Annotated in this window: 15 protein-coding genes; 9 read left to right on the top strand and 6 right to left on the bottom strand. The window is 72.2% G+C overall.

Going from position 1 to position 14,446, the window contains the following annotated elements:
• The first annotated feature begins 74 nt into the window (after nt 1-74).
• Both ACZ6O5_RS05650 and ACZ6O5_RS05655 read left to right on the top strand, forming a co-directional pair.
• Nucleotides 75-461 carry an SCP2 sterol-binding domain-containing protein gene (locus tag ACZ6O5_RS05650; RefSeq protein WP_465974625.1) on the top strand — a complete coding sequence of 129 codons (387 nt, stop codon included), beginning with the start codon at nt 75-77 and terminating at the stop codon, nt 459-461.
• Nucleotides 458-2,512 carry an amylo-alpha-1,6-glucosidase gene (locus ACZ6O5_RS05655; protein ID WP_465974627.1) on the top strand — a complete coding sequence of 685 codons (2,055 nt, stop codon included), beginning with the start codon at nt 458-460 and terminating at the stop codon, nt 2,510-2,512. Before ACZ6O5_RS05650 ends, ACZ6O5_RS05655 begins: the two co-directional genes overlap by 4 nt.
• Before the next feature lie 9 nt (nt 2,513-2,521).
• Here ACZ6O5_RS05655 and ACZ6O5_RS05660 read toward each other — a convergent pair whose 3' ends face one another.
• The 6 genes from ACZ6O5_RS05660 to ACZ6O5_RS05685 all read right to left on the bottom strand — a co-directional run bounded on the left by ACZ6O5_RS05660 (nt 2,522) and on the right by ACZ6O5_RS05685 (nt 7,035).
• Entirely contained in the window at nt 2,522-3,385 is an 864-nt protein-coding gene (locus ACZ6O5_RS05660) for a hypothetical protein (RefSeq protein ID WP_465974628.1), read from the bottom strand.
• A 217-nt stretch (nt 3,386-3,602) separates the two neighbouring features.
• Nucleotides 3,603-3,935, bottom strand: coding sequence for a DUF1416 domain-containing protein (locus ACZ6O5_RS05665; protein WP_396773721.1), 333 nt, complete (start codon nt 3,933-3,935; stop codon nt 3,603-3,605).
• Between the two features lies 1 nt (nt 3,936).
• A complete protein-coding gene (locus ACZ6O5_RS05670) occupies nt 3,937-4,785 on the bottom strand; it encodes a sulfurtransferase (RefSeq protein WP_465974631.1) in 849 nt (282 codons plus the stop codon).
• Between the two features lie 194 nt (nt 4,786-4,979).
• Nucleotides 4,980-5,057, bottom strand: coding sequence for an Ms5788A family Cys-rich leader peptide (locus ACZ6O5_RS05675; RefSeq protein ID WP_310503780.1), 78 nt, complete (start codon nt 5,055-5,057; stop codon nt 4,980-4,982).
• A 60-nt stretch (nt 5,058-5,117) separates the two neighbouring features.
• Entirely contained in the window at nt 5,118-5,900 is a 783-nt protein-coding gene (locus tag ACZ6O5_RS05680; RefSeq protein WP_465974633.1) for an LmeA family phospholipid-binding protein, read from the bottom strand.
• Between the two features lie 82 nt (nt 5,901-5,982).
• The gene (locus ACZ6O5_RS05685) at nt 5,983-7,035 is read right to left on the bottom strand and encodes a hypothetical protein (RefSeq protein ID WP_465974635.1); all 1,053 of its coding nucleotides are present in this window, start codon (nt 7,033-7,035) and stop codon (nt 5,983-5,985) included.
• 247 nt (nt 7,036-7,282) lie between these two features.
• On the opposite strand from ACZ6O5_RS05685, the gene ACZ6O5_RS05690 reads away from it, so the two are divergent.
• The 7 genes from ACZ6O5_RS05690 (at nt 7,283) to pstB (ending at nt 14,403) form a co-directional block, all read left to right on the top strand.
• Nucleotides 7,283-8,002 (top strand): winged helix-turn-helix transcriptional regulator, encoded by a 720-nt coding sequence (locus ACZ6O5_RS05690; RefSeq protein WP_465974637.1) that lies wholly within the window; start codon nt 7,283-7,285, stop codon nt 8,000-8,002.
• Between the two features lie 140 nt (nt 8,003-8,142).
• Nucleotides 8,143-8,973 (top strand): polysaccharide deacetylase family protein, encoded by an 831-nt coding sequence (locus ACZ6O5_RS05695; RefSeq protein ID WP_465974639.1) that lies wholly within the window; start codon nt 8,143-8,145, stop codon nt 8,971-8,973.
• A gap of 66 nt (nt 8,974-9,039) precedes the next feature.
• Nucleotides 9,040-9,996 (top strand): mycothiol synthase, encoded by a 957-nt coding sequence (gene mshD / locus ACZ6O5_RS05700; RefSeq protein ID WP_465974641.1) that lies wholly within the window; start codon nt 9,040-9,042, stop codon nt 9,994-9,996.
• 291 nt (nt 9,997-10,287) lie between these two features.
• On the top strand, nt 10,288-11,391 hold the full coding sequence (gene pstS, locus ACZ6O5_RS05705) for a phosphate ABC transporter substrate-binding protein PstS (RefSeq protein WP_281938408.1): 1,104 nt from the start codon (nt 10,288-10,290) through the stop codon (nt 11,389-11,391).
• A gap of 41 nt (nt 11,392-11,432) precedes the next feature.
• Complete coding sequence (gene pstC / locus ACZ6O5_RS05710; protein ID WP_465974643.1) at nt 11,433-12,518, top strand: phosphate ABC transporter permease subunit PstC; 1,086 nt, start codon at nt 11,433-11,435, stop codon at nt 12,516-12,518.
• Nucleotides 12,518-13,606, top strand: a complete 1,089-nt coding sequence (gene pstA, locus ACZ6O5_RS05715) for a phosphate ABC transporter permease PstA (RefSeq protein WP_107160520.1) — start codon at nt 12,518-12,520, stop codon at nt 13,604-13,606. Before pstC ends, pstA begins: the two co-directional genes overlap by 1 nt.
• Before the next feature lie 20 nt (nt 13,607-13,626).
• Nucleotides 13,627-14,403, top strand: a complete 777-nt coding sequence (gene pstB, locus ACZ6O5_RS05720; protein WP_465974646.1) for a phosphate ABC transporter ATP-binding protein PstB — start codon at nt 13,627-13,629, stop codon at nt 14,401-14,403.
• The last annotated feature ends 43 nt before the right edge of the window (nt 14,404-14,446 follow it).

A 14,446-nucleotide genomic window follows, 5' to 3' on the forward strand; every position in this document is an offset into this window, starting at 1 on the left:
ACGCGTGGGTTGTCCATTCTGACCGGTGCGCCGATCCTGACCCGATATGCCGGGACCCCGCCTACCATTCGGATGTGAGTGAGGCGATCGAACGGTTCTTCGCGTCGTTGCCGGCGCGCGCCCCCGCCGTGCTGCGCGGCCCGATCGGCGGCACGCTCCGGATCGACCTGGCCGACGGCAACCGCACCGAGCACTGGTACGTGATGCTGGCGCCCGGGTCGGCCCGGGTGACCCGGCAGGAGGAACCCCGTCCACCCGACGCCGTGCTGACCGTCGGCACCCCACTCTTCGAGCGGCTGGTCACCGGCCGGGAGGCAGGGCTGGCCGTGGTGCTGCGCAACGAGGCCACGTTCGGCGGTCACGTCGTGCTGTTCCTGGCGCTCCGCCGCTTCCTGCCCGACCCACCCGGCGTACGGGACCCGAGGGAGACCGCCCGCGAACACGCCCGGCGGTCGGCGTGAAGGAACGGATCAGCATCCTCGACGGCAACACGTTCCTGGTCAGCGACCGGCGCGGCAACATCGAGCCGTCGTACGACTTTCCCACCGGGTTGTTCTCCTTCGACACCCGGTTTCTCTCCACCTGGATCCTGTCCCTGGACGGCCAACTGCTGCACGCGCTCTCCATCGATGACGCGCTGTCGTACAAGACGCGGTTCTTCATGGTTCCCGGCGAGCCGACGCACTACCTGGACGCCGACGTCTCGGTGATCCGCAGCCGCTCGATCGGCGGCAGCTTCGACGAGGAACTGACCCTGCTCAACCACTCCGGGCAGGAGCGGGAGTTCCGCCTCCGGCTCGACATCGCCTCCGACTTCGCCGACCTGTTCGAGATCAAGCACCAACGGGAGAAGAAGGGCAGCACCACGCCGACCGTGGAGGAGAACGGGCTGCGGCTCACCTACCGGCGGCAGGGGTTCCACCGGGAGGCGATGATCAGCAGCACCGCCCCGGCCGAGGTGGACCGGGGCGGGATGACGTTCCGCATCCGCATCGGGCCACACGGAGAGTGGACCACCCGCCTGCACGTCGCCACCATGATCTACGGGGCCCGGGGCGAGGACATCCGGGCCACGCTGCCGCTGGGCGGCCACCGCTCGGTGGCGGCCATCGAGGCGGAGCACCACGAGCTGATCAAGCAGGCGCCGACGCTGAGCTGCGACTGCGAGCCGCTGGCGGGCGCGTACCGGCGCAGCCTCACCGACCTGGCCGCGCTCCGGTACGAGTCGATCACGCTCGGCGTCCGGCTGGTCGCCGCCGGCCTGCCCTGGTTCATGACGCTGTTCGGCCGGGACAGCATCTTCACCTCGCTCCAGATCCTGCCGTTCCTCCCCGAACTGATCCAGCCGACCATCCTCATGCTGGCCGGGCTCCAGGGCGGCCGGATCGACGACTTCCGCGACGAGGAGCCCGGCAAGATCCTGCACGAGCTGCGCTACGGCGAGACCGCCGGCTTCGAGGAGCAGCCGCACTCGCCGTACTACGGCGCGGCCGACACCACCGCGCTCTTCGTGATCCTGGTCGACGAGTACGAGCGGTGGACCGGCGACGGAAAGCTGGCGCAACAACTGGAGTACGAGACGCGGGCGGCGCTGGAGTGGCTCGACACGTACGGAGACCTGCTCGGCACCGGTTACGTCTGGTACATGTCCCGCAACCCGGAGAGCGGGCTGCCGAACCAGTGCTGGAAGGACTCCCCGGACGGCATCTCCTACTCCGACGGCCGGCTGCCGGAGTTCCCGCTCGCCACCTGCGAACTACAGGGATACGCGTACGACGCCAAGCTGCGCGGCGCCCGGATGGCCCGCGAGTTGTGGGGCGACCCGGCGTACGCGGACCGCCTGGAACGCGAGGCGGCGGCGCTGAAGAAACGGTTCAACCGCGACTTCTGGATCCCCGAGCGGGAGTACTACGCGCTGGCGCTCGACCCCCAGGGACGACGGGTGGACGCGCTCGCCTCGAACATCGGCCACCTGCTGTGGAGCGGCATCGTCGACGAGGCCCGGGCACCGGCGGTCGCCGCCCACCTGCTCGGCCCGCGCCTCTTCTCCGGCTGGGGCGTGCGCACGCTCGCCGACGACCAGGGCCGGTACAACCCGATCGGCTACCACGTCGGCACGGTGTGGCCGTTCGACAACTCGATCATCGCGTGGGGCCTGTGGAAGTACGGCTTCCGCGAGGAGGCCGGCCGGATCTGCGAGGCGATGCTGGACGCGTCCCAGTATTTCGACGGGCGACTGCCCGAGGCGTTCGCCGGCTACGAGCGCGGCCTCACCGACTATCCGGTGGAGTACCCGACCGCGTGCAGCCCGCAGGCCTGGTCCGCCGGCACGCCGCTGCTGCTGCTGCGCGTCATGCTCGGGCTGGAGCCGCAGGACGAACACCTGATCATCGACCCGGCCGTGCCGCCGGGGATGGGCCGGGTGGAACTGCTCGACATCCCGGGCCGGTGGGGCCTGGTGGACGCGCTGGGCCGCAGTCGCACCCCGGACGACGAGAACCGGGGGCGCTGACCGGTCGGGTCAGGCTCGGCAGGGGTTGGTGACCGCCACCCGGACCCGCCCGTCGACCCGTTCGGCCAGCACCGCCGGGTCACCCGGGCGGGCGTACCGGTCGGCGGAGTCCACCACCGGCGCGGCGCCGGCCCCGAACGCGGCGGCCAGCGGCTGGTCGGCCGCCACGGCGGCCTCGCCCCGGGCGGTCCGGGCCGTCCCACCACCCGGGCACGGCGCGGCCAGCACCTGGACCGCTCCGGTCGGGCCGCCCCAGCGGCCCAGCGCGCGGGCCAGCACGGCCGACTCGGCGGCGGCGTCGACGGCCGGCGACCGGTAGCCGTCGCCGACCGGACGGCAGCCGGTGTCGGCGGTCAGCAACACCCGACCGGGCCCGCCGGAGCGGCCCTCGACCGCCACGAAGTCGCCGGCGTCGGCACGCAGCAACGGCTCGCCGTCGAACGTCGAGACGCCGGCCCGCCACTCCGGCGGCAGTCGGTCGGCCACCCCGCGCAGCAGGTCGCGGACGTCACCGTCGGCGGTCGCCACCTCGATGCCGCGTTCCAGCGACGCGCCGGCGTCGATCGGCGTCACCCGGCAGCCCCGCTCCAGCCGGTCCGGCAGGAGCGCCGGCACTCCGGACGACCCGATCGCGGCGGTCATCTCCCCGATCGCCCGGTCCACCACCGGGCCGGCCTGACTCAGCGAACGCTGCTCCTTGACTGTGGGCGGATCGGTGCGCACCGACCACCAGGTCAGCCCCGCGAGCAGCACGGCCCAGACCACGGTGGCGACCAGCAGCCAGCGCTGCCGACGCCGGCCGGACGGCCGGTCGGGCGCATGCTGGTCGGGTCGGGACGGCGGGGCGTACCCCGGCTGGACAGCACCGCTCACCGGGCCATGGTGTCACGCCCCGACGACCCGCCGACCGTGACCGGTCACCCGACGTTCGGATCTTGGAACGAAACGGCCCCACCGAGGCACTTTCGGCCCGGCACGGCTCGGGCCGGTCACCCCGGGGCGGGGCGACCGGCCCGAGCCGATGCGCGTGGTGCGGAGGTGTCAAGCGGGGCCCCCGCCTATACCGGAGGCGTTAACAGGGGGCCCCTCCTTACGCCTTCACGGTGACGGTGACCTCGTTGATGCCGCGGGCCGCCGTCACGGCCGTGTCGCCGTTGCCGTGCCGGGAGAGCGCCCGCAGCGTCCACGAGCCCGGCGCGGCGAAGAACCGGAACTGACCGGCCGGGGACGTCACCACCTCGGCGGTGAACTCGCCTGTCGAGTCGAGCAGCCGGACGTACGCGCCCGGCACCGCCTCGCCGGACTCGGCCAGCACCTGACCGGTGATGACGGTTTCCTTCTCCAGGTCGAGGCTGGCCGGGAGCGGGGCGGCCTGGTCCGGCGCGGCACAGCCGGCAGCGGTGGGAGCGGTCGGAGCAGTCATGTCAGGCCTCCCCGGGCTCGTCGCCGAGCGCCACCGGCACGCCGACCAGCGAGCCGTACTCGGTCCATGATCCGTCGTAGTTCTTCACGTTCCGGTGCCCGAGCAGCTCCTGGAGCACGAACCAGGTGTGCGAGGAGCGCTCGCCGATCCGGCAGTAGGCGATGGTCTCCCGGCCGTCGTCCAGCCCGGCGTCGGCGTAGATCTTGCGCAGCTCGTCGTCGGACTTGAACGTGCCGTCCTCGTTGGCCGCCTTGGACCACGGCACGCTGATCGCGGTCGGCACGTGGCCGGCGCGCTGCGCCTGCTCCTGCGGCAGGTGGGCGGGGGCGAGCAGCCGCCCGGCGTACTCGTCGGGGCTGCGCACGTCGACCAGGTTCTTGGTGCCGATGGCGTCGACCACCTCGTCGCGGAACGCGCGGATCGAGGTGTCCGGCGCCTGCGCGACGTACTGCGTGGCCCGGCGGGCCACCGCGTCGGTGACCAACGGGCGGGCGTCCAGCTCCCACTTCTTGCGACCGCCGTCGAGCAGCTTGACGTCGCGGTGGCCGTAGAGCTTGAAGTACCAGTACGCGTACGCGGCGAACCAGTTGTTGTTGCCGCCGTAGAGGATGACGGTGTCGTCGTTGGCGATGCCCCGCTCGGAGAGCAGCTTCGCGAACTGCTCCTGGTTGACGAAGTCGCGGCGGACCTGGTCCTGGAGGTCGGTCCTCCAGTCGAGCTTGATGGCGCCGGCGATGTGGCCGGTGTCGTAGGCCGAGGTGTCCTCGTCGACCTCGACGAAGACGACGCCCGGGACGTCGAGATTCTTCTCGGCCCACTCGGCCGAGACGAGTGCGGTGTCGCGACTCATCAGATCACTCCCTGTGAGGATGGGTGGTGAGCCTGCGCGCGGAGATCGAAGCCGGTGGTAGTCGCACCACGCGCGGGACCCTGAGCTAGGAACGGATCACGGGTACGTGCGACGGCGCCGCTGCCGGGCGTTCGGGGGGTGAGAGGAAACCCTTGGTGCCGGTGGCCGCTAGGCGGCCGGAGACAGCCCCGCCGTCAGATGACGGGGCGACACAGGCAGGTGGCCACGCGGCACAGGTCGACCGCGCGCCGTTTGGTGAGGTGGGTCCCCATGGGAAGGCACACTACCAGCCGACCCGGCGTGTGCCACCGGGCCGACCAGCATGCGAGACGTCAGCGGGCGGAGTTGATCGGCACGTTCGCGGCGTCCGCGGTGACCACCAGACCCTCCGGCCTCGGCTCCACCTTGCGGACGTTGAGCTGGAACGGCAACTCCGGCAGCGGCACGTCGATCGAGATGCTCCGGGCGTAGTTGGCCAGCAGCGTCCGCGCCAGCGCCACGTTCGGCAGGCCGTCGGCGGTGAGGTCGCTGAAGCGCAGTGCCACCTTGCCGTCGGCCACCGTCACCGCGGCGGTGCCGTTGACGGTCAGCTTGACGCCGAGGATGTCCACCGGGGCGGTGACCGCCAGCTTGCCGTCCCGCTCGCCGAGCGTCAGGCCGGGCCGCTTCAGCAGCTTGGCCAGGCTGTCGTAGGTGACGGTGCCCCGCCCGTCGACGCGCTCGGCCACCACGTCGCCCCGGCCGGAGCGGATCGTGTCCAGCGACGCGGTCACGTCGCGGGCGTCCACGTCCAGCCGCGGCACGTCGACCGTGTCGCCCTGCACGCTGCCCTTCACGTCGGTCAACTGGATGGAGATGCGCTCGTACCTGCCGGCGAGCACCTGGTTGAGGAACGGGAAGCCGCCCACCTCGACCTTGGGCGGGGCGGACTGGGCGTCCTGCTTGGCGACCTCCTGCCGCACCTGGTCGGCGATCGCCCGCTCGGCCACCCCGGCGGCCACCCGGTCGGCGACGACCAGCAACCCGGCGAGCACCAACAGCAGCACGAGGAAACCGATCAGCACCTTCCGACCCCGGCGACGGGGCCGGCCCTCCGCCGGGTACGCCTCTGCCACGCCGCCTCCAGTCCTCGCCGCCGTCACCGCGCCTCGCGGCGCAACCGTACTTACCCGGGGCGAGCTTCCCGCAACCGGGCGATCAGAGGAAGAGCACGCACATGGCGTACGCGGCCGGTGCGGCCAGCGCGAAGCCGCCCAGCGGCCCCTGCATGTGCCGGGCCACCCACATGGTCGGCGGCTCCCCCGCCATCAGCCGGCCCGCCTCGGCGTACCCGACGGCGAGGTCGGCCAGCACGGCGGTGGCGGCGGTGACCACCCCGACCAGCGCGGCGCTGGTCGGGGTGAAGCCGACCAGGTAACTGCCGAGCACGGCACTGGTCAGCGTGCCGAGCATGGCGCCCGCCACCACGCCGGTCGCGCCGCGCGGCACCTGGGGGGCGAGCCGGGGCCACGGGGCCACCGCGTCGGTCAGCCGGGCCACCAGCAGGGCCACCCCGGCGGCGGTGAGGCAGACCGTGATCGCCTGGGTGCCCTTGGGGATCCGGCTGAGCACGATGAGCGAGGCGAAGGCGACCACCCCGACCACGATGAGCAGGGTGCCGCCCAGCGAGTCGGTCACCCGGACCCGGTCCACCCGGCGGACGAGCTGGCCCAGCACGCCGAGCACGAGGCCGGCGACCGCGGCGTACCCGAGGGGGGCCAGGCCGGCGACGTCGGCCCGTACGGCGGCGACGTCGGCGATCCCCGCGGTGCCGGCGCTGACCAGCGCGACGAGCAGCAGCGCGGGCGGTCGCATGGCCATCGTCCAGGCGAGCACGTAGAGCAGTTGGACGCCGAAGATGATGGCCGCGAACGGCAGCCGGTGCCCCGGACCGGCGGTCTGCGCGCCGAGCACGAGCCCGACGCCGAGCAGCGCGGCGAAGCCGGCCACGGTGAGCGCCAGCGGCCGGCGGAACTCCACCGGCGGCACCTCGTCCTCGGGCACCTCGTCGGGGGCGTCGTCGGGGCGTCGGCTCGGGCCGCCCTTGCGGAGCCGACGTGGGCCCTTACGCTCCCGCGGCTCCGCCTCCTCCGCACCCGTCCCGGCGCGCGGGGCGGGCGGGTAGCCACGGGCCGGGCCGGACGGCCCGGAGGACGGGTCGTCGTCGGCCCACGGTTCACGACCGGCGTCGCGCGAGGTGGAGGGAAACACGCCCCGATCGTGCCAGACCCGGGCGGCCCGGCGGAGGTCACGGTTTCGGCAACGTTAAAACCTGCGCCGCGATCGAGGGCAGAAGGGGCAAACGGGAAAAGGCGCGAAGGTGACGGCCGGACCATCGGTTACGCTCAACCCGTTACCCTGCCCGTCAGCGACGCCGGGACCCACGCAAGTTCACAGCGCCGCCCCCCACCCGGGCGTGCCGCTGGTCGCGCGCGGCCGAAGGGCCGCCGGGACGGAGGTGATCGTGGAGCTCCTGCTGCTCGTGACCGCACGGGCGGGCGAGCCGTCGGCGGTGTTGCCGGCACTCGACCTGCTGCCGCATTCGGTGCGCACCGCACCCCGTGACGTCCGCACGCTGGTCTCCGGCCCGACGCCGGACGCCGTCCTGGTGGACGCCCGCTCCGAACTGAGCGAGGCGCGGGCCACCTGCCGCATGCTGCACGCCACCGGGCTCGGGGTGCCGCTTGTCGCGGTGGTCACCGAGGCCGGCCTGATCGCGCTGAACGCCGACTGGGGCGTGGACGACGTGATCCTCGCCGGGGCCGGCCCGGCCGAGGTGGAGGCGCGGCTGCGGCTCGCGGTCGGCCGGCTGAACAACGCCGTCGCGGGCGCCGGCGGCTCGATCCGGGCCGGCGAGCTGAACATCGACCCGGACACGTACGCCGCCAAGCTGAAGGGCCGGCCGCTCGACCTGACCTACAAGGAGTTCGAGCTGTTGAAGTTCCTCGCCCAGCACCCGGGGCGGGTGTTCACCCGGGACCAGTTGCTGCGTGAGGTCTGGGGCTACGACTACTTCGGCGGCACCCGCACGGTCGACGTGCACGTCCGGCGGCTGCGCGCGAAGCTCGGCTCGGAGTACGAGTCGATGATCGGCACGGTTCGCCAGGTCGGCTACAAGTTCGTCGTGCCGCCGTCGCGCTCGCTGCCGGAGTCGGAGCCGGTCCCGCTGCCGGTCTGACCACCCCCCAGGGGGATATTTTCCCCGTATGCCCCATTTGAGCACTGAGCCGCTCATATCCTGACTGCCGGATTGGTCAGGTTGAGGGGGGCCACGGTGCGCGCGGTGACCACGGGGGCGGCGAACGGCCGGTACCACTGATGCCCGGCTCGACGCTCAAAGCGGTGGCGGTGGTGACGGCGGTGCTCATCGGGCTGCTGGCCTCGGCGTACGCGCTGGGCCGCAGCCTGGTGCCGCAGGCGCATCCGAGCGCCACCGGCGTGCCCACCGCCGCCAACGCCCCGCACTACGCCGACCAGCCGCCGGACACCGGCCGGCCGAGCCCGGCCGTCACCGCGAGCGCGCCAACCGTTACCGGCGACGGCGACGGCCCGTACGGCGCACACGTCACCACCGGCTCGTCCCGGGTCGCGTTGACCTTCGACGACGGCCCCGACCCCCGGTGGACGCCACAGGTGCTCGCCCTGCTGAGCCAGTACGGCGTCAAGGCCACGTTCTGCGTCGTCGGCGAGAACGCGGAGAGCTACCCCGACCTGGTCCGCTCCATCGCGGCCGAGGGGCACACGCTGTGCAACCACTCCTGGAAGCACGACGTCAACCTGGGCCGGCGCACCCCGGAGACGATCCGGGCGGACCTGATCCGCACCAACGACGCGATCCTGGCCGCCGCGCCGGGCGCCCGGATCGCGTACTACCGCCAGCCGGGCGGCGCCTGGACCGGCCCGGTGGCGTCGGCCTGCGCGGAACTGGGCCTCACGCCGCTGCACTGGAGCGTCGACCCGTCGGACTGGCGGGCGCCGGGGGCGGCCACCGTGGCCGCGCGGATCCGCGCGCAGATCGCGCCCGGCGCGATCGTGCTCATGCACGACGCGGGCGGGGACCGCTCCGGCACGGTCGCGGCGTTGCAGCAGCTCCTGCCCGAACTGCTCGCGCGGTACGAGCTGGAACCGCTGCCCACCCGCGCCCCGTGACGAGTGCCACCGCACGCCGTCGCCGCTCACCGGGAACGACCGCCCGCCGGCCGCTACCGTGACGGGGTGAGCAGCACCGAGCCCGCCAGCGGTCCCGAATCCGAGACAGCGACCCCGCCCGGCCCTGTCGCCTCCACCGACCGGCTGACCACGGCCGAGATCACCGACGTGCTGGCGCTGGCCCGCACCGCCGGCGACACCGACGGCGCCGATCCGCTCGACGAGCACGTGCTGCTGCGGCTGCGCGACCCGGCGGCGCCGGCCGTGCACCTCACCGCCCGTGCCGCCGACGGCACCCTGACCGGGTACGCGCACCTGGACACCACCGACCCGACCGAGGGCGTCGGCGTGGAGCTGGTGGTGCACCCGGCACACCGGCGGCGGGGCACCGGCCGGGCGCTGGCCCACGGCGTGCTGACCGCCGCCACCGGGCCGCTGCGCGCCTGGGCGCACGGTGACCACCCGTCCGCCGCCGCGCTCGCGGTCGACCTCGGCTTCACCCGGGCCCGGGTGCTCTGGCAGCTCCGCCGCCCGCTGACCGAGGCGGTGCCCGCGCCGGCCCTGCCGGAGGGGGTGGAGCTGCGCGCGTTCCGCCCCGGGGAGGACGACGAGAACTGGCTGGCGGTCAACAACGCGGCGTTCGCCCAGCATCCCGAGCAGGGCCGGTGGACGCTCGACGACCTGCGCGTACGCCTCGCCGAGCCGTGGTTCGACCCGGCCGGCTTCCTGCTCGCGGTGGACGCCGCCACCGGCCGGCTGCTCGGCTTCCACTGGACCAAGGTGCACGAGCGGCCCGGCTCGGCCCGGATCGGCGAGGTCTACGTGCTCGGCGTCGACCCGTCCGTGCACCGGGGCGGGCTCGGCCGGGCACTCACCGCCGCCGGCCTGGCCCACCTGCGCGAGCGGCGCGGGCTGGACCGGGTAATGCTCTACGTCGACGAGAGCAACACCGGCGCCGTCTCGCTCTACGAGCGGACCGGTTTCGCCCGCTGGTCCGCGCACGTCAACTACCAGCGCGGTTGAGCACCGACAGGGCGCCGAGCGGCGGTCACGGGAGCATCACGCCAGGGGCTCGGCACGGTAACGGCCGCCCGGATAAATCACGCTAAAAGCGATAGCGGGTCGCGAGTTCACGAAATGGACAGGCCCACCTCAGCATACGGCCACCTCGCCGGCCGGACGTGTTCATCCCGCGTTCACTTCCGACCGGCGAACCGTCCACCTGGTCCTCCTAACTTTCACGTCAAGCCGGTCAGCGCCGGCCCCCGGCAACCCCGGGCGACCTGACCAAAGACGTGAAGGGAAACCCCTCAAGTGAAGCTCCAGCGGCACGGCGCCATCGCCTGTCTCGCTCTTACCGCGGTTCTCGGTCTCAGCGCCTGCGGCTCGGACAACAACGAGCCGGCCGGCGCGTCCGCCTCCGGCTCCGCCGCCGCCGTCGACTGCGGCAAGGGCACGCTGAACGCGCAGGGCTCCTCCGCGCAGAAGAACGCCATGGCCGAGTGGATCAAGGCATACCAGCAGAAGTGCGCGGGCACCACGATCAACTACGAGCCGAGCGGCTCCGGCGCCGGCATCCAGGCGTTCATCGCCGGCACCGCCGACTTCGCCGGCTCCGACTCCGCGCTCAAGCCGGAGGAGCAGCCGCAGGCCGACGCCAAGTGCGCCGGCGGCCAGGCCCTCAACCTGCCGATGGTGATCGGCCCGGTCGCGGTCGTCTACAACGTCAGCGGCGCGGACAACCTCCAGTTCAGCCCGGCCACCCTGGCCAAGATCTTCGCCGGCAAGGTCACCAAGTGGGACGACCCGGCGATCAAGGCCGACAACCCGGACGCCAAGCTGCCGTCGGCCGCGATCCAGGCCGTGCACCGCTCCGACGAGTCGGGCACCACCGACAACTTCACCAAGTACCTCGCCAAGACCGCCGCGTCCGACTGGACCTTCGAGAACTCGAAGGCGTGGAAGGCCCCGGGCGGCGTCGGCGCGGCCAAGTCCGACGGTGTGGCCAGCAAGGTCAAGAGCACCGACGGCACCATCAGCTACGTCGAGTGGTCGTACGCCGAGAACTCCGGCCTGAAGATGGCCAAGGTCAAGAACGGCGCCGGTGAGTTCACCGAGCTGACCGCCGAGTCGGCCGGCAAGACCATCGCCGGGGCCAAGTTCGAGGGCCAGGGCAACGACCTCAAGATGTCGATCGACTACAACACCAAGGAGGCCGGGGCGTACCCGATCGTCCTGGCGACCTACGAGATCGTCTGCAGCAAGGGCCTCGCCGCCGACAAGCTTCCGCTGGTCAAGGGCCTGCTCGGCCACGCGGCCAGCGCGGAGGGCCAGCAGGAGCTGGTCGAGCTGGGCTACGCCCCGCTCCCCGACGAGGTCCGCACCAAGGTCGAGGCCGCGGTCAAGAGCCTCTCCTGACGCCCTGATCGACACCACCTCAACGCGAAACGAGCGAGCAGATGGGTGACACCCCTCAGCGCTCGGCGCACGCCGGCACCGGCGGGAACCCCGTGGCCACGAGCCACGAGCGGCCCGCCGGTGCCTCGGCGCGTGTGGCCGAGCGCTCCGGCAACCCTGGCCGTCCCGACGGCGGCCTCGGCGGGGGCGGCGGCCTGCCCCGCGCCCGCGCCTTCGGCGCGGAACGGGCCTTCCGTGGCCTGACCCTGGCCGCCGGCAGCACCGTACTGATCGTCATCGCGGCCATCGCGATCTTCCTGATCGCCAAGGCCGTACCGGCGCTGCGGGCCAACACCGAGTCGTTCTGGACCTTCGAGGGCTGGTTCCCGAACGACAACCCGCCGAAGTTCGGCATCGGCGCGCTCGCCTTCGGCACCGTCCTCAGCTCGCTGCTGGCGCTGCTCGTGGCCGTGCCCGTCGCGCTGGGCATCGCCCTCTACCTGTCGCACTACGCCCCACGCCGGCTCGGCAACAGCCTGGGCTTCCTGATCGACCTCTTGGCCGCCGTGCCGAGCGTGGTGTTCGGCCTCTGGGGCCGGGACTACTTCGCCGGCCCGGTCGCCGACCTCTCCGTCTGGCTGAACAAGTACTTCGGCTGGATCCCGATCTTCGGCGAGGGCCCGTACGGCAGCTCGATCCTGCTCGGCTCCGTGGTGCTGGCGATCATGGTGCTGCCGATCGTCACCTCGCTCTCCCGCGAGGTGTTCCGGCAGACCCCGACCGCCAACGAGGAGGCCGCGCTCGCGCTCGGCGCCACCCGCTGGGAGATGATCCGCACCGCGGTCCTGCCGTACGGCCGGCCGGGTGTCATCGCCGCGGTGATGCTGGGCCTGGGCCGGGCGCTCGGCGAGACCATCGCGCTCGCGCTGACGCTCGGCTCGACGTACGCCATCTCGTTCAACATCCTCGAAGCCGGCGGCAACTCGATCGCCGCGAACATCGCCAACCGCTTCGGCGAGGCGAACGACACCGGCCGCGGCGCGCTGATCGCCTCCGGCCTGGTGCTGTTCGCGATCACGCTGATCGTCAACATCACCGCGCGGGCGATCATCTACCGTCGCCGCGAGTTCACGGAGTCGGCTGCCTGATGACCACCACACTCCCCACCCACCGCCCGCGCCCGCCGGCCCAGCCGGCCACGCTGCGGGCGAGGCGGCTTCCCGCGTACGCCGCGCCCGCCATCGCCGTCGCGGCGCTGCTGCTGTCGGCGGGCCTCGTCTACGGCGCCGGCATCGGCGGCCCGGTCCTGGTCGTGGTGGTCGGCGCGCTGCTCTACCTGGTCGGTCTCTTCGTCGCGGCGAACGCGGTGGAGGGCCGCCGGTCGGCCCGCGACCGGACCTGGAGCGCGCTGATCCACTCCGCGTTCGTGCTGGCCGTGCTGCCGCTGGCGTCGGTGGTCTGGACGCTGGTGAGCAAGGGCTCCGAGCGGTTGGACGCGAACTTCTTCGGCACCTCGATGAACAACATCGGGGCGCGGGACGCCAACGGCGGCGCCTACCACGCGATCATCGGCACGCTGGAGCAGGTCGGCATCGCCGCGCTGATCACCGTGCCGCTCGGCGTGCTCTGTGCGATCTACATCGTCGAGTACGGCCGCGGCCGGTTCGCGTTCACCATCCGCTTCTTCGTGGACGTGATGACCGGCATCCCGTCGATCGTCACCGGCCTGTTCGTGCTGGCGTTCTGGGTGCTGATCGTCTCGCCATGGTTCAACGACGGCCGGCCGGGCTTCTCCGGCTTCGCCGCCGCGCTGGCGTTGAGCGTGCTCATGCTGCCCACCGTGGTCCGCTCCACGGAGGAGATGCTCCGGCTGGTGCCGGCGCCGCTGCGCGAGGGCGCGTACGCGCTCGGCGTGCCGAAGTGGAAGACCATCCTGCGGGTCGTGCTGCCGACCGCGCTGCCCGGCATCGTCACCGGCATCATGCTCGCCATCGCGCGGGCCGCCGGCGAGACCGCGCCGGTGCTGCTCGTCGCCGGCGGCGGCGCGGCGATCAACTTCAACCCGTTCGAGAACAACCAGTCGTCGCTGGCCCTCTTCGTCTACCAGCAGGCCGGCGAGGCGTCGAAGTACTCGCCGGCGCGGGCGTGGACCGCGGCGTTGACCCTGGTCGCGCTGGTGCTCGTCCTGACCGTCGCGGCGAAGCTGCTCGCCCGTCGAAACCGGCTCGGCCGATGAACCCCGGAGGTACCGCCACCATGGCCAAGCGCGTCGAAGCCTCGAACGTCACCGCCTACTACGGCGGGTTCAAGGCGATCGAGAACATCAACCTCACCGTCGAGCCGAAGACCGTGACCGCCCTGATCGGCCCGTCCGGCTGCGGTAAGTCGACGTTCCTGCGGTCGATCAACCGGATGCACGAGGTGCTGCCCGGCGCCCGGGTCGAGGGCAACCTGACCATCGACGGGCAGGACGTCTACGACCGTGACGTGGACGTCACCGCGGTCCGCCGGATGATCGGCATGGTCTTCCAGCGGCCGAACCCGTTCCCCACCATGAGCATCTTCGAGAACGTGGTGGCCGGGCTGAAGCTCAACGGCGTGCGCCGCAAATCGATCCTGGAGGAGGCGGCCGAGAAGGCGCTCCGCTCGGCCAACCTCTGGGACGAGGTGAAGGACCGGCTGGGCAAGCCCGGCGCCGGCCTCTCCGGCGGCCAGCAGCAGCGGCTCTGCATCGCCCGGACCATCGCGGTCGAGCCGCAGGTGGTGCTGATGGACGAGCCGTGCTCGGCGCTGGACCCGATCTCCACGCTGGCCATCGAGGACCTGATGTTCCAGCTCAAGGACAAGTTCACCATCATCATCGTCACGCACAACATGCAGCAGGCCGCGCGGGTGTCGGACCGCACCGCGTTCTTCTCGATCGAGAAGACCGGCGACCCGGGCCGCCTGATCGAGTACGACAACACCCAGAAGATCTTCAGCAACCCCACCCAGAAGAAGACCGAGGACTACATCACCGGCCGCTTCGGCTGAGGTGTAAGGCGGGGCCCCCTGTTAACGCATTCCGCATAGGAAG

The organism is Micromonospora sp. NPDC049201, from assembly GCF_055586805.1.